This window comes from Pseudoleptotrichia sp., assembly GCF_057270515.1.
The window spans coordinates 138,375-159,740 of record NZ_DBHIXS010000005.1 but is presented as its reverse complement, the minus strand read 5'-3'; the positions used below and the strand labels follow the sequence as shown (position 1 = coordinate 159,740).

At 31.1% G+C, this 21,366-nt stretch carries 19 protein-coding genes; 1 reads left to right on the top strand and 18 read right to left on the bottom strand.

From position 1 onward, the window contains the following. Window positions 1-502: 502 nt before the first annotated feature. The 14 genes from ACO5J6_RS05770 to hemA form a co-directional block, all read right to left on the bottom strand. Window positions 503-2,290 (bottom strand): ShlB/FhaC/HecB family hemolysin secretion/activation protein, encoded by a 1,788-nt coding sequence (locus ACO5J6_RS05770; RefSeq protein WP_485642652.1) that lies wholly within the window; start codon window positions 2,288-2,290, stop codon window positions 503-505. A gap of 357 nt (window positions 2,291-2,647) precedes the next feature. After that, entirely contained in the window at window positions 2,648-3,241 is a 594-nt protein-coding gene (locus ACO5J6_RS05765) for a flavin reductase (RefSeq protein ID WP_485642651.1), read from the bottom strand. A 146-nt stretch (window positions 3,242-3,387) separates the two neighbouring features. Then, window positions 3,388-3,774, bottom strand: coding sequence for a VOC family protein (locus ACO5J6_RS05760; RefSeq protein ID WP_485642650.1), 387 nt, complete (start codon window positions 3,772-3,774; stop codon window positions 3,388-3,390). A gap of 119 nt (window positions 3,775-3,893) precedes the next feature. Then, window positions 3,894-4,751, bottom strand: coding sequence for a histidinol-phosphatase HisJ family protein (locus ACO5J6_RS05755; protein ID WP_485642649.1), 858 nt, complete (start codon window positions 4,749-4,751; stop codon window positions 3,894-3,896). Between the two features lie 148 nt (window positions 4,752-4,899). After that, window positions 4,900-6,321 (bottom strand): 6-phospho-beta-glucosidase, encoded by a 1,422-nt coding sequence (locus tag ACO5J6_RS05750; protein ID WP_485642648.1) that lies wholly within the window; start codon window positions 6,319-6,321, stop codon window positions 4,900-4,902. Window positions 6,322-6,422: 101 nt separating this feature from the next. After that, window positions 6,423-7,886, bottom strand: a complete 1,464-nt coding sequence (locus ACO5J6_RS05745) for a 6-phospho-beta-glucosidase (protein WP_485642647.1) — start codon at window positions 7,884-7,886, stop codon at window positions 6,423-6,425. 18 nt (window positions 7,887-7,904) lie between these two features. Then, the gene (locus tag ACO5J6_RS05740; protein WP_485642646.1) at window positions 7,905-8,231 is read right to left on the bottom strand and encodes a PTS lactose/cellobiose transporter subunit IIA; all 327 of its coding nucleotides are present in this window, start codon (window positions 8,229-8,231) and stop codon (window positions 7,905-7,907) included. Between the two features lie 96 nt (window positions 8,232-8,327). Further along, window positions 8,328-9,503 (bottom strand): tetratricopeptide repeat protein, encoded by a 1,176-nt coding sequence (locus ACO5J6_RS05735; protein WP_485642645.1) that lies wholly within the window; start codon window positions 9,501-9,503, stop codon window positions 8,328-8,330. 35 nt (window positions 9,504-9,538) lie between these two features. Continuing rightward, window positions 9,539-9,928, bottom strand: a complete 390-nt coding sequence (locus ACO5J6_RS05730) for a PepSY domain-containing protein (RefSeq protein ID WP_485642644.1) — start codon at window positions 9,926-9,928, stop codon at window positions 9,539-9,541. Further along, window positions 9,925-11,430 (bottom strand): HAMP domain-containing sensor histidine kinase, encoded by a 1,506-nt coding sequence (locus ACO5J6_RS05725; RefSeq protein WP_485642643.1) that lies wholly within the window; start codon window positions 11,428-11,430, stop codon window positions 9,925-9,927. The genes ACO5J6_RS05730 and ACO5J6_RS05725 overlap by 4 nt, the downstream gene beginning before the upstream one ends. 108 nt (window positions 11,431-11,538) lie before the next feature. Next, the gene (locus ACO5J6_RS05720; RefSeq protein ID WP_485642642.1) at window positions 11,539-12,222 is read right to left on the bottom strand and encodes a response regulator transcription factor; all 684 of its coding nucleotides are present in this window, start codon (window positions 12,220-12,222) and stop codon (window positions 11,539-11,541) included. A 304-nt stretch (window positions 12,223-12,526) separates the two neighbouring features. Beyond that, window positions 12,527-14,002, bottom strand: a complete 1,476-nt coding sequence (cobA, locus tag ACO5J6_RS05715; RefSeq protein ID WP_485642641.1) for a uroporphyrinogen-III C-methyltransferase — start codon at window positions 14,000-14,002, stop codon at window positions 12,527-12,529. After that, window positions 13,995-14,942, bottom strand: coding sequence for a hydroxymethylbilane synthase (gene hemC / locus ACO5J6_RS05710; RefSeq protein WP_485642640.1), 948 nt, complete (start codon window positions 14,940-14,942; stop codon window positions 13,995-13,997). The genes cobA and hemC overlap by 8 nt, the downstream gene beginning before the upstream one ends. Continuing rightward, window positions 14,939-15,979, bottom strand: coding sequence for a glutamyl-tRNA reductase (hemA, locus tag ACO5J6_RS05705; protein ID WP_485642655.1), 1,041 nt, complete (start codon window positions 15,977-15,979; stop codon window positions 14,939-14,941). The genes hemC and hemA overlap by 4 nt, the downstream gene beginning before the upstream one ends. 180 nt (window positions 15,980-16,159) lie before the next feature. Between hemA and gpmA the strand changes: the two genes are divergently transcribed. Continuing rightward, a complete protein-coding gene (gene gpmA, locus ACO5J6_RS05700; protein ID WP_485642639.1) occupies window positions 16,160-16,849 on the top strand; it encodes a 2,3-diphosphoglycerate-dependent phosphoglycerate mutase in 690 nt (229 codons plus the stop codon). Window positions 16,850-17,381: 532 nt separating this feature from the next. Here gpmA and ACO5J6_RS05695 read toward each other — a convergent pair. The 4 genes from ACO5J6_RS05695 to cbiB form a co-directional block, all read right to left on the bottom strand. After that, on the bottom strand, window positions 17,382-18,125 hold the full coding sequence (locus ACO5J6_RS05695) for a MipA/OmpV family protein (protein WP_485642638.1): 744 nt from the start codon (window positions 18,123-18,125) through the stop codon (window positions 17,382-17,384). Window positions 18,126-18,390: 265 nt separating this feature from the next. Then, window positions 18,391-18,942, bottom strand: a complete 552-nt coding sequence (locus ACO5J6_RS05690) for a hypothetical protein (RefSeq protein ID WP_485642637.1) — start codon at window positions 18,940-18,942, stop codon at window positions 18,391-18,393. An 80-nt stretch (window positions 18,943-19,022) separates the two neighbouring features. Beyond that, the gene (locus ACO5J6_RS05685; protein WP_485642636.1) at window positions 19,023-20,234 is read right to left on the bottom strand and encodes a pyridoxal phosphate-dependent aminotransferase; all 1,212 of its coding nucleotides are present in this window, start codon (window positions 20,232-20,234) and stop codon (window positions 19,023-19,025) included. 175 nt (window positions 20,235-20,409) lie between these two features. Next, the gene (gene cbiB, locus ACO5J6_RS05680; protein WP_485642654.1) at window positions 20,410-21,366 is read right to left on the bottom strand and encodes an adenosylcobinamide-phosphate synthase CbiB; all 957 of its coding nucleotides are present in this window, start codon (window positions 21,364-21,366) and stop codon (window positions 20,410-20,412) included.

Sequence of the window (21,366 nt, the reverse complement as noted above, 5' to 3'; positions counted from 1 at the left end):
CCAATTTTTTTATTTTGACTTTCATTTACTTGTTTTAATCAAATGACTTATATTTTATTATTTCATTGTTTCATTGTTTTATTGTTTTATTATTTTGATATTAGATATTTGTTCATTTTAATATGTCTTTATATCTTTTATTTTAATATACTATGTTTTAAATATTTTCTTATTTCAAAAATTTATCAACAAACTCTTTATTACTAAACGCTACAAAAATACGTATCCTAATATTTTAGACTGTAAAAAATATATTTATGAATTCTTCTAAATTTTACAATGAAAAACAGGAAATGAACCTTAGAAAAAATCATCCATTTTGATTTTTTCTTAGTGAATGACTGTTTTGAATAAGTAAAATTTTGCAAATGAAATAAATATATTTTTACAGCACATTATTTACAATATTCTATCAATTTCACTATTGTTTTCTACTATCACTATTTTTCATCATTATTATTTTTTATCTCAAAAAAACATCAATAAATATTATATAATATTATTAAAACGAATATTTCATTATTAAACTCCCATATACCTCATGATTTTTTGGTCTCACATAATCACTATGACTGAAAGCTCTCGCATAAGACACATCTATATCAAAATATTTACTTGAATATCTGAAACCTATACTTCCTCCTTTCACTTTTCCAAGTCTATATTCCGAAGCGTCGTAATTATTTTTTGTTTCACCCATTCCATAAGATATATACGGTATAAATCTCTGCGTATTATATCTGAATGTATATGCCAGCTCCGCCAATACCGAATATCCGCTGTCCCCTGATATATTGTCATATTGGTAACCCGGCACACTTCCTATGCCTCCTATCGTTATTTTTTCACTTCCATAATTCACATCTTTGGAACTCTGAATTTCGCCTGTCAGCCTCAACGTTACATTTCCTATCGGCTTATACCAGTAAAAACTTCCATTATACCTTGTTGCTTCAGCTTTAGGAGTTTTTTCCCCTTTTTCAATATCTTTTTCTCCATGCAGTATTCTCATTCCTTTACTATATGAGAATGACAGTCCGCTTACCCCTTTAAATAAAACAAAATCATAATTTATTCCTGCTGTTCCTATCGTCAGATTTCTATCTGTAAGTTTTACATCTTCAAAATACGACTTAGTATTTTTTCTTTTTATTTCAATATTTCCTGTCAGTTTACTTTTATTATTTCTATACAATATTTTTGACAGATTTGCCGTGAGTGATGTACTTGACCCCGACAAATCATATATTGTGTTGTAAGCATAAGTTGACCTGCTGTATACACTTTTATTTCCGCTCAATGTCAATGTATAGCTCCTCATAGGCATTCGATACATTATATTCCATAGAAGTGTATTTCTTTGAGGCGGTAACTGTCCATGTATATTCGGATCATATCCTCCAAACGGTCCGCTCGGCGCTATCTGTCCAGGTAATAGCTGGGATTCTGCTACTTTCCAGCTTCTATCCACTTTTTTTCTTTTCACTCCCTGTATATTCATACTTAGAAAATCATTTATTCCCAAAGGACTTTCTATATCCAATCCCAATTTCAGTCTGTTTTTCCCTCCCTGTTCATCTCCATAATTGTTATATCCGACAATTACAGTTGTCTTTCCTTTGACTTCATTTTTTCCTACAATATTGGAAAAACCCTCTTTAAGAGAAGGCTCTATATTTACTGCAAAATTATTCGAAGAATTTTTATTGAAATTGTCCGTCATCGTATCAATGTCCTTTATATTGAGTACATTATTTTTAGTTTTAGGTTTATTAAAGAATACTTTCAGTTTATCCCCGAAACTGTTGTTGTTCAGTCTAATTCTGTCAATTTTTCCCGCCATTACTTCAAAAATTATTTCTCCATTTTCGATTTTATCTGTATTGACATTTATTCTGCTTGTAATATAGCCTTTTTTTATAAGTCGCGCATTTGCTTCGTTTAAAAGCTCGTTCAATTCCTTTACGCCTATTTCGCTGTATCTGTATTTTGACTTTAGCTTGAATATATCTCCCGAAGAAAGGAGTTTATCCTTATCTATTATTTTCAATTCTTTTAAAAGAAAAGTTGTTGTATTTTCTTCATTAAAAGGTTTTATCTCATCAACAGGTTCAAAAAATCTGTTATTTTCAATTTCTTTTTGTCTTTTCTCCTGCTCCTCTTTCTGTCTTTCCTGCTCAATTTTTTTCTGCTCCCTATCAAGTATCCTATCCGCTTCATCTTGAGGAGACGCATTTGAAATACTCGTACATAGAAAAAGAAAAATCAGAATATTTTTTATTTTATTCATTTATTCTCCTTTCAATGTTTACTTTTTTGTAAATATTGTCAGCACAATATGTTTAATATATTTTAAAAAATCATCTTTACTATTCTTTTAATATACTTTACCTTAATTAAAAAAAATGTCAATAGTATATTTTTTATTATTTAGGTTATTTTTCAAAAAAAGATGTTGAAAAATTTGATATACATCAATATTTTCAGCATCTTATATAATTTCATATATTTTATATATATTTCTATTCATTTTATTTTTCAATAATTTTTTCAAATTATTTTTCATAAGTTATTTCATTTTTATTTATATCTTTTTTTTAGCCAATTCTCTTTGTCCATATTTATTATTCCTGCATTATTATTTCAATCAAATTTCCTGAAAATTAAAATTTAGTCCCAATCTTTCTCCTGTTGAAGTATATTCTCTAAATTTATAAATTAGAGGTTTCCATTTTTTTGTATCAATATGGGTATCGTCTTTTAAAATATCTTCCGAAACAAAAATCCCCTGTATCTCAAAAACTACAATAGCAAACCAGTCTTTTTTTATAATATCGGTAACTTTTGTTTCCAGATGAATGGGACACTCTTTTATTCCTACAGTATTAACAGTTTTTCCTAACATTTCAGTGAATTTTCCGACCTCAAACTTATTTTCACAGTATATATATCCCAATTTTCGTTTTACTTCGGATATTTCAACAGTACCTGTAAATTTTTCAATACTTTTTACATTTTCATATAACTTTTCATCAGGGATATTAAGTGTTACATCGGAACCAATTTCTATATTCTGAAATCCCTTATTCCCCATTCCTATTCCCACCGTTACTGTATTTCCTAATACAAATGAAGATGACAAAGGTGTTATGTTATTCTTTCCTGTTTCTTTATCCTTTGTAGTCATAAGTATTACAGGAAAACCGTAATAAAATCCGTTTTTTTCTATTTTTTTAAACATAATTTTTACCCCTTTCTTTTTTAATTATTATAGTAAAACCCTTTTAAAACTGGACTGAAAAATAATATCCAGTTTTTAATAGTTCAGTATTAAAAGAATTTCACCACAAATTTTAATTCCTAATATTACATTCTTAATATTACTGGTTATTCCGTTATTTCAATCAAATTTCCTTCACAATCTTCTACAACGCTCTCATAATATCCATCACCTGTAGTTCTCGGTCCACTCAGACAGCTATATCCGTCTTTTATAAGTCTTTCCGTCAGTTCATCAACCTTTTCTTTGCTTCCAACGCTAAAAGCCAGATGAATAAACCCTTCATTCATAATTTTATCTTTCCTTGTCGAAAGCTCGGGGCGTGTCATTATTTCCAGTCTTACCTCACTATCCGGAAAACTTAAAAAATAAGTCTGTAATCCCGTATTTTTATTATGATATTTCTGATTTGCCTTTGCCTGAAAATATTTTGTATAAAATTCCTTAGTTTTTTCTAGATCATTTACATAAATTGCCACATGATTTATTCTCATACTCGATTCTCCTTAATATTTTATAGTGAAGCTTCTTTAATATCGAACTGTTAATTTATATATAAATAAAAAATAGATGCAGTTTTTCAGTTCAATTTTAAAAAATTTTCACTATATTTCTATAATTTATGAAATATCGGCTTCATCTTATCAAAAGTACATATATCGGTAAATCCTATTTTCTTGAGTTCCTCCTGAATGTACGGAATATGCTCTCCCACATTTTCCGCCTTGTGAGCGTCAGAACCTATTGTAATTATTTTCCCGCCCAGTTCATGATAAAGTTTCAATATATTCCTTTCAGGAGTAAGCTCTTTCAGCCCGTATCTGAAACTCGACGTATTTACTTCAATACCTTTATTATCTTCTATCACTTTTTTCAGAATTTTTACAATAATTTCTCTTGATTTTTCAAAAGGATATATTGTTTCATTATATCGCTGTATATGGTCAAGATGTCCTAAAATACTGTAATCACTGTATCTGCTCATTACCCTGTAAATTTCCTCATAGTATTCAGCGTTATATTCATCAATCGATTTTCCCTTTTGAAATTCGTTTGTCCAAAATTCCTTATCATTCACCTGATGACAGGAAAGTATCACAAAATCAAATTTTTCCTTATATTTATCAAACAGTTTCTGAAAATCTTTTATCGTATGAACCTGCATTCCAAACTCCAGTCCCTGTCTTATTGTGATTTTATCTTTATACTTTTCCCTTAATTCCTCAATTTCTTTGAAATAATTGGGATAATCCACATTCAAATCTATTCTTCCGATTTTTTTAATCCAGTCCTTCTTCGCATTTTCATCTATTTTTTCAAAGACATCTTTATCCAATTTTATCCCATAATCCACATGGTCAGTAAAACATATCTCGCCAATCCCTTTGTTTATAGCAGTTTCTATAATTTTTTCAAGGTCTTCTTCGGAATCATTACTATATTTGCAGTGAATATGATAATCAGCCAGCATTCATTTCTCCTTTCATTGTCTGTTATTTCATTAACCGTTATTCATTAATAAAACTGTAAAAGAATAAAATTATAAAAGGAAAAATCCGAATAACAAAAACAATATAAAATAATATCTGTTCAAGTTGCAAATTTTTCCTTTCTATATTCTATTCCAAATCTTCTCCGTTACTTGCTATTACTTTTTTATACCAGTCGAAACTTTTCTTTTTACTTCTCTTCAATGTTCCGTTTCCGTCATTATCTCTGTCCACATAGATAAATCCGTATCTTTTTTTCATTTCTCCAGTTCCCGCACTGACAAGGTCTATAGGTCCCCATGTCGTATATCCGAGCAAATCCACTCCGTCAAGGACAACCGCATCTCTCATTGCTTTTATGTGGGCTTTCAGATAATCTATCCTATAGTCATCTTCCACGTAGCCGTTTTCATCAGGAGTATCTACCGCTCCCAGACCGTTTTCCACGACAAATAGTGGCTTCTGGTATCTATCATAGATTTCATTTATTGTAGTTCTGAAGCCTAAAGGATCAACCCCCCAACCCCAGTCAGTTACTTCGATATAAGGATTTCTCATACTGTGGAGAAGATTTCCTTCGCCTAATTCCGACGCTTCTTTTGATATACAACGTGTTGTATAATATGAGAAACTTACAAAATCTACAGTATTTTCTTTTAATATTTTTTTATCTTCTTCAGTTATATCTATTTTCAGGTTATTTCTTTCAAAAAATTTCAGGGCGTAATTAGGATAATATCCCCTTGCCTGAACATCTATGAAAAAATAATTTTCTCTGTCTTTTTCAAGGGCTTCCCATACATCTTCAGGTTTTGCGGTAAGCGGATAAAATTTCCCCGAAGCAAGCATACATCCTATTTTATTTTCGGGATCTATCTCATGAGCGATTTTTGTAGCCCACGCACTTGCTACCAGTTCATGATGTGCCGCAATATACAGAACCTGCTTTCTGTCCTCTCCTTCTTCAAAGACAATTCCTGCCCCCATAAAAGGAGCATGTAAAAGGACATTTATTTCATTAAATGTAAGCCAGTATTTCACAAGACCTTTATATCTTCTGAATATTACTTCGCACAGTTTTTTATAGAAATCAACTACTTTTCTGTTTCTCCAGCCTCCATATTCTTTTATAAGATGAATCGGAAAATCAAAGTGAGTTATTGTAACTAAAGGTTCTATTCCATATTTTCTACATTCTTTAAAAACATTTTCATAAAATTCGAGACCTTTTTCATTAGGAGTTTCTTCGTCCCCATTGGGAAATATTCTTGTCCATGCGATAGACATTCTGTAAGTCTTAAATCCCATTTCTGCAAACAATGCAATATCTTCCTTGTATCTGTGATAAAAGTCTATTGCCCCTTTCGCAGGATAAAAATACCCGTCCTCAAAATCAAGCATTTTTCTTTCCCCTGTAATTACTGAATGTCTGGCTTCTCCTACAGGCGACAAATCCACATTGGCAAGACCTCTTCCATCTTCGTTATAAGCTCCTTCAAGCTGGTTGGCAGCAGTAGCTCCGCCCCATAAAAAATCTTTTCTGAATCCCATACCGTTTTTCCTCCTTGTTTTTGATAGATTATATTCCCGTTTTGATATAATTTATTCCTTACTTATCACTTTCAAATCTTTTGGATTTAAAATTTATATTCCTATTTTTTATTTTTTACGGCTTTTTTTGTTGTTTTCGCGCTTTTTATTTTAGATACAGCTTTTTTCGCCGTTTTTTCCTTGTATACAGTTTTCCCTGTTTTTGATACTTTTTCTCCTGTTCTGTATTTTTCAGGGTTTTTATAATATTCTTTAAACTGAGGCAAATATTTTTTGTGTGCGTCAAGCAGTTCATTCAAAACTTTTCTCGCTATTTCAGTTCCGGGTATGAGAGGATTTGAGGTAAATGCCTGTAATGCAGTTCCGTAATCCCCTGTAACTGCGGCTTCTATCGTAAGTTCTTCCATAGCTTTCATAATCTGGATATATCCTCTCTGTCCGGCATTTGGAAATCTTCCAAAATCAAGAGGTTTAGGCCCTGCCGCTGTTATATACGAAGAAATCTCGACTGCCGAATCATAAGGTAAATCCGCTATTGCTCCTTTGTTTTTAGTATTTACGACCATAATTGTACCTTTATTGTTGTAAATACCGTTTATAATCTCACACGCTGCGTCGGAATAATATGCCCCTCCTCTTTGTTCGAGCTGTTTAGGTTTTTCGTGCAGTTCAGTATTTTTATACAGTTTAAACAGCTCCGCTTCAACTTTTTTGACTATTTCTCCCCTTGTCCCTTTTTTCTTATAATCTTTCAGCGACTGTTTCAGCATAGTATCCTGCAAGTAATAATATCTATGATAAGGACAAGGCAGCATTCCGAGATTTTTTATCTGCTCATAGTCAAAATTGAAGTTTACTATATTTTTCACTCCCACTTCTTCTTTATCCTGCAATCTCTCCCACAGATCATAAGTTATATCATTTCCGCTCTTATCCCACACATTGTACCAGACAAAATGATTTAGTCCCGCAAACTGAAAAAAGAAATCTTCCTTATTCTTATTATAGATTTTTGCACAGTCCATCATAAGATTTACAGGAACATTGCACAGTCCCACTACTTTATCAAATTTTCCATATTTTAGAACGGCTTCTGTTACCATTCCCGCAGGATTTGTAAAATTTATAAGCCATGCGTCGGGAGCGAGTTCCTTTATATCTTTCACAATATCCAATATTACAGGGATTGTCCTAAATGCCTTGAATATTCCTCCTGCTCCGTTTGTTTCCTGTCCCAGAAGTCCGTTTTCAAAAGGGATTTTCTCATCTTTTATCCTTGCGTCGAGTAATCCCACACGAAACTGGGTTGTTACAAAGTCGGCATTTTTCAATGCTTTTCTTCTATCCAGAGTCAAATGTACTTTGCAGTCTATCCCTGCCGCTTTTACCATTCTTTGAGCCAGTTTTCCGACTATTTCAAGTTTTTCCCTGCCTTCTTCAATATCCACAAGCCATATCTCATTTACAGGCAATTCTTTTATTCTTTTTATAAACCCCTCTATCAGTTCAGGAGTGTAGCTTGAGCCGCCTCCTATAGTTACTATTTTTACACCTTTCTTTTTCATAGCCGCCTCCGGGATAATTTATTTTTTACCGTACACCGTTTTATACAAATCAATAAATTCTTTTACCAAATCTTTAAATAATATTGCCCCCATTAAATGATCCTGAGAATGTACCATTATAAGACCTACATCTATTTTTTCCCCTCCTGCTTCTTTTACGATGAGGTCTGTCTGAATTTCATGAGCTTTTAGCATTTCTTCGCCTGCCTGTTCCATAAATTTTTGAGCTTCTTCAAAATTTCCTTTTTTTGCTTCGTACAATGCCTGATAAGCTAAACTTTTACTTTCCCCTGCATGTCCTATCAGTGTCATTGCCACTGTTTCCAAATCAAAATTTTCAGCCATTTTTCCTCCTAAATTCATTTATAATTTATATTTCTTTCTATATATCTTTGCACAATATATTTATACCACATTATTATTATATGTCAATTGATATAATCAATTATTATTAATTATTTCCAATTCCTTAAATTTTTTGATGTTTTTCTCATAAAGTTTTCTGTCGGTATTTTTTATTTTACGATTATAATCCGTTATTTTTGTTATCATTTCTGCAATAAGGCTGTCATCAAGAAGGTCGGCATATTTAGAATAATTTTCATAAAAAGAAGTAAATCCTTTTTCGTATTCATTGTTGTTGAAGTATGTCAGTGTAAGCAGCATTTGAGCTTTTGCTTCATTTTTCTGTTTGATAAAATCTTTTCCTTTATTTGTCGTATCCATTGTGTCCGTTCTTTTTTTGAAATAAGACAACTGCATAATTTCATCCGATTCTTTGACATTTTCGACAGGCGGTACGGCTATATACTTGATAGGAGCTGCCGGGGCTGCAGAATATGCCGCATCATGTATCTCTTCTTTTCTTTTTTCTATTCTTTTTTCTCTTATATTTTCAATATCTTCTCTTGAAGCAGCTTTAGCCGCTTTTAAACTTTGCATTTCACGCTGTTGCTCAATTTTGGCACTTCTGTTTGAAATTACCTTTGCATTTTGAGCTATCGCTCCTGCATAGAAATTTCTTTTTTCAGATATTCTTTGGTCATATAAATCTTCTCTTCTTAACGCTTCCACAGTTCTTTCGGCATAATACTCCGCTCCTTTATTTTTTCCTTGCGAAGCGAGGACTTCACTTATTCCGAGGTATCCCTCTTCCGATTTAGGAAATTTTTTTATTATTTCGTTATAATAATACTGTGCTTTTTCATAATTTCCAAGCTTATTATAAATTTTCCCAAGCTTAGAATATGCCTGTGGTGTGTCTGAATTTATCTGAAAACTCTTTTCATAATATTCCAAAGCTCTCTTTAAATCATTTCCATATTCTTCACTTGCATAATAATTTCCCAATGCCCTGTAAGCATAATAATTTCTTTTATCCTGTTCTATTGATTTCAAGAGCAAATCCCTTATTTGTTCGTGTTCCTCGGCATCCATAGCTTTCAGGAAAGTATCAACGGATTCTTTGTTTATTCCTGCACTTTCCATTTTCATTTCCACTTCTTTTGCCGATATACCTATATATGATTTTTGAGTTTCAGAAAACACAGTTATATTTAACAATGGAAATAACATTATCAACAGAATCAACAGATTTCTGAATAAATAATTTTTCATTTTTATATTCCTCCTTTAGAAACATTCCTATATTCTTATATTTTTTTGCTCTGACTTGTTTCAGACATAAAAATATCCCAGAATATTCCTTTAGATTTATTTTCATTTCTTTTTCTTTTTTCCTGACTGTAATTGATTACATCGCCCGTTTCGGCATCAATGCTATATCTGTACTTCTTATCTTCAGTAAAAAATTCTATCATATAAAAGTATTTTCTATTTTCCTTATTTAACAGAAGTTTTGTAATTCTGACACCATTTTTAGAAATTCCCGCATGAATAAACATAAGCTCTTTTGCTCTTTCTGTGGAAATTTTCACATTCGGATTGGAAACTTTCACTCCTGTCTTTTTATAATCAGAATAAGCAATAAAAGCTAAAAATAACATACTTGTCAATATTGTCTTTAAAATTCCATTCTTCATAATATCTCCTCCACTTTTTCCGAAAAATGTAAAGGCAGTTCAAAAGTGAATACCGTCCCTTTATCCGGTTCACTTTCAACACCGATTTTACCTTTGTGGGCTTCTATAATCCATTTTACCATAGAAAGTCCCAGTCCCGAATTATCCCCCGACCTTGACGTATCAATCTGATAAAAACGATTCCATATTTTATGAATGTGTTCTTTGGCTATTCCTATCCCGTCATCAATAACTTTGCAGATAACTTTTTCATTTTCGGAAAATATCTCTATAATAATATTTCCGTTTTCTTTTCCATAGCAGACTGCATTGGATATAAGATTTATAAATACTCTCATAATCATGGATTCATCAGTATCCGCATAAATATTTTCATCAATTTTTTCTTTTATGCAGATATTTTTCTTTTTGGCGCTTATTTTTTGAGTTTCTATTGCTATTTCAGCCAATTCACTTAAGTTAGTGCTTTCTATATTCAGTTTCTGGTATCCTTTATCCATTCTTGCCAGCATTAAAAGATTTGATACCAGTCCTGACATTTTTTTCGTTTCTTCGAGGATACTTTCAAAAGTTTCCTTTGTTTCATTGTTAATATCGAGATATTTCAGTCCATACTCGCTCTGGGTACTGATTACCGATATAGGTGTCCGCAATTCGTGCGAAACATCGGAAGTGAACTGTATTTCCCTCTCAAAAGAATTTTGAAGCCTGTCAAACATCTTGTCAAAAGTATTTGCCAATGTTGAGATTTCATCTTTTCCATTCCCCATATTTATTCTTTCGGAAAGGTCATTTCCCTCGTTTATCTTTTCGGCAGTTTCTCTTATATTTTCTATAGGTTTGAAAGCTTTTTTCGCTATAATATATCCGCCCAAGGCTGAAACTATTATGAGAAAAGGAAAGAGCATTACTGATATATATACAATAGTTTCCGTACTCTTTTCCGTCCTTGATACGGGGGTAACTCCCCTTATCCATATATCGCCGTAGTCTCTTAAATTTTTTTTCACTTCATAGACATACCATTTAGAATATCGCTGTTTTACGGTTCTCACTTTATTATCTCCGACGGGGAGTTTTTCGACTTCATTGTCAAAATAAAGGTCTCCGTATATAAATTCCTTATTTTTATCGTATACCGATATGAAAATATCATTTGCCGAGGCGTCGAGATTGTTATCCAGAATTATTTCACCGTTAATAAAATCCATTCTCTGAAAAGAACTTTCCACAATTTTTTTCAGTCTTTTATGAACGGAATTTTTCGCAGTATAATTACCTATATAGAGTATTGCTCCCAAAAATAATCCTGTAATGACTATTATCAGCCCTGTATACCAAAAAGCTATCCTCAACTTTATAGAAAATTTGCTATTCGTTATTTTTTCTGACGAAAAAAATTTTCTCTCTTTTTTTTCAGTCAATAATCTTTTTTTATCTTCTCTTTTAATTGAAAAATTTCTCTTATCTTTTTTATTTTTTTTTCCAAACATATCAATCATTTTCTACCTTATTTCTGCCTTAAATATATATTTTAATAATGATAAAATAGATTTAAAATTTAAATTTACTATATACCAAATATAGTTATGCTAAATGTAGTGAATATATCAGTCATTTTCCACTTTAAGAATATATCCGACTCTCCTTATAGTGTGTATCAGCTTAGGTGAGAAATCTGTATCTATTTTCTTTCTTAAAAATTTTATATAGACTTCCACAATGTTGCTTCCGCCTTCATATCCAAAATCCCATACATGCTCTTCTATTTTTTCTTTGGACACTACTCTTCCCTGATTTCTCATCATATATTCCAGTATGGAAAATTCTTTGGCGGAAAGTTTTATTGGCGTGTTATCCCTAAATACTGTATGGTTGTTACAATTTACAGTCAGATTTGCAATTTTGAATATGTTTCCTTTCTGTTCGGCATTCGAGTTTTTTCTGAGCAGCACACGAACACGGGCAAGTAATTCCTCAAAGGCAAAAGGTTTTATAAGGTAGTCGTCGGCACCGTAATCAAGACCTTTTACCCTGTCTTCGACCCTTTCCCTTGCCGTCAGGAAAAGTACAGGACTTTTAATACCCTTTGCCCGAGCTTTTTTCAGCACTTCAAAGCCGTCAAGTTTAGGCAGCATAATATCCAGAATAATAGCGTCATACTCCACCGAAAATATGTAATCCAATGCCTCTTCTCCGTCAAAACAGCTGTCCACTCCGTATTTTTCCTGTTTCAGTATTTTTACTATTATATCGTTTATCTTCTTTTCATCTTCCACTACTAAAATTCTCATTTTTTTCTCCCGAAATATATTTTATAGTTAATTATATTATATTTTTTCTATTATATTCTTACTATTATATTCTGCTTCTATATTCTACTTTCCAATCATTAAAATAAATTGAAACTCCGATTTTTTATAATTATTTTATTATTTAAACTATAATTTCAAAAATAAATTTATCCCGTTTTCTTTTTTATCCTTATAACTTTTTTATTATTTGAATTCTTATAAAATATTTACCGTTTAAAATAAGTTTTTTGTATTTTATAGTTATTCTACCATTTAAACCTTAAAATAATCTGAAAATTTTAATTTAAGACATAATTTTTTTCAGAAGTCCCTCTTCAGTATATTTTTCTGCTTCTATTCCCACTTTTAGACTATATTTTTCGATAGTCTTAGTCGTAACAGGTCCTATTGAAGCGATAATTTTTTTATCCAGTATTTTTTTTATTTCTTTATCTTCATCCAACCGTATACTTTCAGCAAAAGCATTAAAAGTTGATGAGCTTAGAAACATAAGTATATCACTTTCTTTTATATATTTTTCCGCTTTTTCTTTTTCCACCTTTATTTTTCGAGTATTATACACGACTAATTTTTCATAATTTCTATTGTATAACTCTGTATATTTCTTTTCGTTTATAGGAGAAATATCAGATACTATAAATAAGACTTTTTCTCCCTCTTCTGTAAAGTTTACACTTTCAGCAGCCAATCTTTCCACGGTGTATTCTTCGGGATAAAAATCAGGGATTATCCTGTATTTTTCTATTTCCTCTGCCGTCTTTTCTCCTACAACTCCTATCTTAATATTTCCGAGAAGTCTTACATCCTTTATTTTTCTCATAAACCCTGTTACGGAATTTGCACTGTTAAACAACAAAGTTCCATATTCTTTCAGATTAGGCATTTCAAAGTCGACATATTCTATATTTATAAAAGGAAGATTTATCGCCTGTCCTCCCAGTTCATTTATTTTATTTGTTATATCTCCCTGTTTTTCCTTATTTCTTGTAACTAATACGTTTTTTCCGAAAAGAGGCTTATTTTCAAACCATTTCATTTTTTCCCTTAAATTTACTACTTCTCCTATTATTATAATGACAGGAGATTTGATATTTTTTTCTTTTACAATATTTACTATTGTTTCCATTTTTCCCACATAAGTCTGCTGTTTTGCAGTAGTTCCGTTTTTTATTATCGCCACGGGAGTTTCAGGACTTTTACCGTTATTTATAAGACTTGTAACTATTTTTTCAAGATTGCCCAGCCCCATTAGAAAAATCAAGGTTCCTTCAAGTTTTGCAATAGTTTCGAAATCATGTTCATTTCCGTCTACTTTTGTATGTCCTGTAAATACATGAAAAGAAGTATTTATTCCTCTATGGGTTACAGGTATTCCGGCATATGTAGGCACCGCTATGGATGAAGTTATACCGGGAATTACCTCGAAATCTATATTTTCAGCAACAAGGGCCTCTATCTCTTCGCCCCCGCGACCGAAAACGAAAGGGTCTCCTCCTTTCAACCTCAAAACCTGCATACCTTCTTTCCCTTTTTTTACTATCATTTCATTTATCTGCCTTTGGAGTTCTCCGCCCTCGGTATTCTCTTTTCCCATATAAATCAGCTCCGTATCAGGCTGTGCATATTGTAAAATATTTTCATTTACAAGTCTGTCATATACTATACATTCGGCTTTTTTTATTATATTTCTCAACTTTACAGTTATAAGCCCCTCATCACCGCAGCCTGCTCCTGCAATGTAAACTTTACCTTTACTCATTTCTAATCTCCTTAGCTAATTTTTGTGCAATCTCTTTCGGATTTTCCTTGTTTCCCGATACTTCTTTAAATATCCTGTTCCCATTATCATTATACATCCCTTTTAGTTTCAGTATATCTTCTTCTATAACTGAAGAACAGCCTATCGGTGTATGACAGCCTCCGTCAAATATTCTTGAAAATTCCCTTTCGGCTTGGCATATAAGAGTTACTTCCCTGTCATTTATTATTTTCAGCAAATTCTTTATTTTCCTGTCATTTTCCCTGCACTGTATGCACAGTATCCCCTGCCCGGGTGCAGGCATAAATGAAGTCGTATCAAAATATTCGGTAATTCTGTCCTGTAATCCCACTCTTTTTAGTCCTGCCGCTGCAAGAATAATAGCATCATATTCTCCGTCATCAAGTTTTTTAAGCCTTGTATGAATATTCCCTCTTATTGCCTTTATTTTCAGATCTTTTCTTAAACTCAAAAGCTCTTTTTCCCGTCTTATGCTTCCCGTTCCGACCACAGCATTTTCAGGCAATTCATCTAATTTTAAACCCTTTGCCGAAACAAGCACATCCCTGTTATCCTCTCTTAAAGGAAAGCAGGCATTCAAAAGCCCCGCAGGAGTATTTTGAGGCATATCTTTTAATGAATGTACAGCCAAATCTATTTTATTTTCAATCATTTCCTTTTCTATTTCTTTTACAAACAGGTCTTTCTGTGTAATTCCCCTTATCTTTGTAAAATCCCTTAAATCTTTATCTCCGCTCGTAACTATGACTTTCAGTTCTATATCTAAAGGACTGTTTTTATCAAAATCCTCTATTCCCTGAAAATCATCTCTTTGTCTTAATTCATCATATTTTTCAATAAGCATTTCTTTTACTTTTTCGGCTTGTGCAAGGGCTAAAATACTTCCCCTTGTTCCGATTATTATTTTATTTGTTTTCATCTTGTTTCACCCAGTTCATTTTTTGCCATATTTCCGTATTTTTTCCTTTTTTCGAGCTTTTCAGCTATTTTATTTAACTGTTCTTCGATAATATAAAAATATTTTTCGACTATTTCATCCCTTTTTTCAACATTTTTGTTATATTCATCCCAAATATCTTCTAAATGATAAAGAGAGGCATTTTCATTTTCACCTATACTCGTTTCTATATCTCTCGGAACTGCCAAATCTAGGAAAAACCTCTTTTTCCCGTCATTGAGGATATCTTTCATTTTATCTTTCAGCAATACTAAATGCGGTGCAGACGTAGCACTGATTATAATGTCGCTTTCCCTTATAACATTATATTTCATACTAAATTCCGTTGTTTCCACATCAGGATATATTTTTTGCAATTCTATAGACTTTCTCAAGCTTCTGTTTGTCATTGTGAGGCGACAGTTATTCATTTTATGTAAAAGTGCCAAAATAGACTGGCTCAAATCTCCCACTCCTATTACAAATATTTTTTTGTTTTCAAGACTTTCAAACTTTGTCTTTATAAATTTTATCGCTATGGAATCCAGAGAAATATTTTTCTCGTTTATTCTGCTTTCAGCTCTAAATCTTTTTCCCGTTTCTATTGCCTGATTAAATATTATATTCAGGAATGAAGAAGTCGTCTTTTTATCCAGAGCCTCAAAATATGCCTTTTTCAGCTGCACCAATATCTGGTCTTCCCCCTTTATTATAGAGTCAAGTCCGCAGATCACTTTTAAAAGATATTGTACTGCCTCTATATTCTTATATATTTTTATCTTTTCTATTTTAAAATCTCTCTTCAGTATTTCAACTTCAAAATTTTCGTCAGTTTCGAGATACAACTCTATTCTAAGGCACGTTTCAACCGATATATACCCTTTTATTACGGATTTATCAAGATAATCATCCAATATCTGCCTATAACCTTCTTTTATAAATTTTTCCCTTTCTTCCAGACTCAAATTTTTATAGCTAAAACTTACAATATAAAAATTTTTTATTAAATTTCTGCTCATTTTTTTCATTTATTTTATTCCTCATTCCATTTAAAAATATTTATTAAAATATTTATTTCAGTGTAATAACATTTAGATTATATCATATTTATCCGATATTTTTCACTTTTTTATAATTTTTTCTCTTTATTTTTTCTTCTGACGGGTATATAATGAAATATATATAAGGAGGTAATCGTTATGAAATTAGTCTTAGTGCGTCACGGAGAAAGTGAATGGAATCTTCAAAACAGATTTACAGGCTGGGTTGATGTGGATTTAACTGAAAAGGGGACAGCTGAAGCCAAAGCTGCCGGTAAAACTCTGAAAGAAGCAGGTTATATTTTTGATGTAGCTTTCACTTCTTTTCAGAAGAGGGCAATCAAAACCCTTAATTATATTCTTGAAGAAATTGACCAGCTATATATTCCCGTTTATAAATCATGGAGACTCAACGAAAGACATTACGGAGCCTTACAGGGATTAAATAAAGCCGAAACAGCAAAAAAATATGGTGATGAACAGGTTCATATATGGAGAAGAAGTTTTGATATAGCTCCTCCACTTGTAAACACTGATGACAAGGAAAACTATCCTCTTTTTCAGGAAAGATATAAAAATATTCCCGTCGATGAATGCCCGAGAGGAGAAAGTTTGAAAGATACTATACACAGAGTTCTTCCATACTGGGATTCCCATATTTCCAAAGAAATAAAAGACGGTAAAAATGTCATCATTGCCGCCCATGGAAACAGTTTAAGAGCTTTAATCCAGTATCTTCTGAAAATTGATAATATAAAAATTCTTGAATTAAATCTTCCTACAGGAAAGCCCTTAATTTTTGAAATCAGTAAAAATCTTGAAATATTGTCAGCTCCGCAATTATTTTAATAATTTAAATATAATATTTTCAAATCTTATTGAATATTTTTTGGATATTTTATAGTTAAATTTATTGAAGAACATTAAAAAATAAAAGTAAATGAAAGAGGTTGCTTCATAAGACAAAAGAAATACTCTAATCACAAATTATATATATTTATATATTTATTATTTTTATAAAGGGGTTGTCTCATAAAGTAAATAAAATTACCAAATCATAAATTCTATGTATTTTACTATATTTATAAAATCAATAAAAATAATATCTGTTGATTTTTAAAAATATATAACATTTATGTTAGTAAAATTATTTTTGACTTATGAGACAGCCCCTATTTTTTTAAATTTTAAAATATATTACATTTATGTTTTGAAAATTATTTCCGACTTATGAGACAACCTCTTTTAAATATCATATTTTGTTATAAAACCTTCTATCGATAAACTTTTAAACGATAGACTTTCAAAGTTTTATTATATAATAATTGAGTCTATTTAAAAGTAACAAAGATATTGAATTTCAAATATATTCTATATCTTTCTAAAATGAAAATGATGCCCCTACAGTAACTTGGTAATTAGTTTTATCTTCTACAATAGGACTTCTTCTAATTTCTTTTGAATATTTTGTCAATCCTGCTAAAGCAAAAACTCCAAAGCTATCATTAAATGCATAATTACTTCCTATACTGAAACCGTAAGAATATGACGATTTTGGAGAATATTTAGAAGTTATTTTTCCGCCTATTTCATCATCCTTTATACCAAAATAATAATTCGTGTATTTTTTTGAATACATTGTAACATTAGCTTCTGCAAATGTAACAAATTTTTCTGTAATCGGCAAATAAGCTGTTACATCTACTCCACCACTCATACCTCTTTTTCCACCTTGTAATGACAGATTGGTAGCTATATTTTTAAAACTGTATGTTATACTTCCGCCTACTGCAACCTGCGAATCTCTTTTCTTAATACTTCTATAACCTTCTTTCATTTTATCAGGCTTTACTTTAAAACCATCAGAAAAAATAACGGAACCGTTAATAGATAAATCTTTAGTTATTCCCTGTCTATAACCCAACGAGCCCATACTAATTTCCAAATTACCAAAATTATTGAACTCAAAAGCTACATACGGTTGGTAGCCTGCTCTTTTTTCTGTTTTATATATGTCCTGAAAATATGCTCCACCCAAGGATATCTTGCTTTTATGTTCATCTTCCTTTTCTGCAAATACTGCGACTGCATTCAATAACACAGCCAATAAGACTAATTTTCTCATTTCTTTCCTCCTTAAAATATTTGAACTTTTATTTGATTAATTCTTATATATATTTATTTTCCATATATTTATATAGTACATTTATGTTATGACTATTAAAAATTCTATACAAAATAAGTTGAACTATATTTTCATTATCAAATATATTCTACTAAATTCCTTGAAATTTTTCAAGAATTTTTCAAAAAAAATTGAACATCAATGTGTTTTCACTTCTCTTATAAAATATGAGAGCAATTTCAAACTCTCATGTGATATTTTAATTCTATTTTTTATTAGGCATATTTGTAAGTCCTGCTCCGTCTATTAACCATTTTCCATTAACTTTTATTACTTTTACAGGCATTTCTATACCTGTTTTTTTATCTTTTAAATTAACAATTCCTGTTTTTTGATTATATGATTCCAGCTCAAAAACCGAATCATCCTGCAAATCAGCTACCAACGCACCAAATATAGCAGTATAATCTACCGAGTACTTTTCAGCAAATGCACGATCTGCCTTGCTTACTTTCTTACCTTCCAAAATCCGGTTTGATATTTCTATAGCCTTTTCCTGATTTTTATATATTTTCTTAAAATTATTAGTAAGTGGCTGTGCTTCAAACCATTTACTGTCATTTACACCTTTACGTAAATTAATATAGTAAGTATTAATAAAATTCAAAGCTGTTGCTTCCGGAGTATTTTCTGCTTTCTTCACTGTTGTAGCAACTTCTTTTTTAGGCGGTTCCTGATTTGACGCCTCTTTTGAATTTGCCGATATTCCTAAAACTGATACTGCTAATATCCCTGTTAATAAAAATGCTTTTCTCATTTGCTTACCTCTTTTCATAATTTTATTTTTTGTGATTATACCATTTTAAAATAAAAATAAAATGAAAAAATTGAGAATTTTTATTTTAAAATAGCCTTATTCATTATTTCCTTCAACACTCTAACAACCTTATTATTACTCTCCCTATCCTTTATTGCCAGCCTGAAAAATCTTTCATCAAGAAATTTAAAATTCGAAGCATCCCTTATAAGTATTCCCTGTTCAAGCATTTTTTCCCTTAGTATCTTTACATTCAGTCCTTCTGAAAACAGCTTCTCATCTATTTTTCCGGCAATAAAATTTACTTCTGTTTCATAAACCTTTATTCCTGAAATTTTATTCAGTTTTTCATACATATACTTTTTTTCTTCCGTTATCCATTTTAATGTCTTTTCTATATATTCAGCGTCATCAAGAACTGTTATTCCTGCCATTTCAGCTATATTATTTACACTCCACGGCTCTTTTTTTTCGGCTATCTTTTTTTCGAAACTTTTGTCAAAATATATTCCATAACCTAACCGTAAGCCGGGAATAGCAAAAAATTTCGTAAATGCCCTCGTTACAAACAAATTTTGTTTATTTTCCTTAGTATTTATAATACTTTCTTTCAAATTATCCGACAGAAACTCTATAAATGCCTCATCTATAAACAGTTTTGTATTATATTTATTACATTCTTTCAGTATTTCCTCTGTTTCAGCTAATTTCAAAAATTTTCCCGTAGGATTGTTGGGATTACACATTATTAACAAATCATACTTTGCTCCGAGTTCTTTTTTCAAATTATTTATATTTAACTTAAAATCATCACTTTCTTTAAGTTCAAAGTATTCTATTTCGACTTTTTTATCTCCTGAATTCCTATTATCAGAATTTTTATTATTATTATAATTTTTATTATCATAATTTCTATTATCGGATTTTTCCGAACAGTTAAAATTATCATAATTTACTGTTGCCTTCACTGCCCTTTCATATTCTCCAAAAGTGGGAGATACTATCAATATTTTTTTAGGCTTTATGACTTTCATAAATAAAAATATTACTTCTGTTGCTCCGTTACCTAATATGACATCTGATATGTCAACTTTATTTAACGAAGCCAATTTACTCCTAAGTTCAACATAATCAGGGTCAGGGTATCTTTCAAGAATTTCCATATTTTCATTTATTTTTTTTTTCAGGCTTTCAGGTATTCCGTAGGGATTTATATTGGAGCTGTAATCAAGTATTTCTCTTATATTTTTTTCCCGAAATATTTTATAAATATTTCCGCCGTGAAAATCCATTTTTATCTCCATTCATTCTGTAATTGTCTTATTATAAATTATTTATTATTTTTTGTTATTTTTTCATTATTTTTATTTAGCAAAACTCTTTTAATATCAAGCTAATAATTTCGTCTGATTTGTATAAATAGAAGCAACTGTAACCTTTCAGCCGGTTTAAAAAGATTTTACTGTATCATATTAAAAAATATTTTCCTGCAAATATTAAGGAAATTATTGCTAAACTCAAAAAACTTGCAACATACATTATTTTTATGTTTTTCTTAATATCTTCCAGTTCAAAATCTTTTATTTTATCTCCTATTGTAGGTTTATCAGCCTCTTTTCCAAAATAGGAAACTCTTCCTCCAAACTGTACTCCCAATGCTCCCGCAACACCCGCTTCAGCATGGCCGGAATTAGGACTGCTATGATTTTTCCTGTCTCTTATGAATATTTTCAGGGAATTTTTATAGTCATATCCTAAAATCATACTTGCTATTACTATTAAAATTCCTGTTATTCTAGCAGGAATAAAATTTGCCACATCATCAAGCTTCGCAGAAAATTTACCGAAATCCATATATTTTTCATTTTTATATCCGACCATTGAATCAAGGGTATTTATCGCCTTATATGTCATTGCTAAAGGCAGTCCTCCCAAAAACATATAAAACATCGGAGCGACTATCCCGTCTACTGTATTTTCGGATATTGTCTCCATTGTACTTCTGATTATCATTTTTTCGTCCATTGTTTCAGTATCTCTCGACACAAGATAAGACAGGTCTTTTCTTGCTTTTTCTATATCTCCTTCTTTCAGGATATTGTAAACCCTGTTTCCCTCCCTTGCGAGGGAATTGACTGAAAACACTGTATACATCAGATAAATTTCAATAAGAGTAAATACCCCCGAAGTTTTTGACGATTTATAAATCAGACAAGTCAGTCCGTAAGTTATTGAAACTACAAAAATATTCAATATTATTCCTGCAAAAAATTTATATCTGCTGCCCGATTTTTCTTTTAATAAAATTTTTTCTCCCAGACTGATCATTTTTCCTATAATCTGTACAGGATGAATGATATTCTGCGGATCTCCGAATACAAGGTCGAGTATACAAGCTATCCAGATTTTTATTACAAGCGTCAA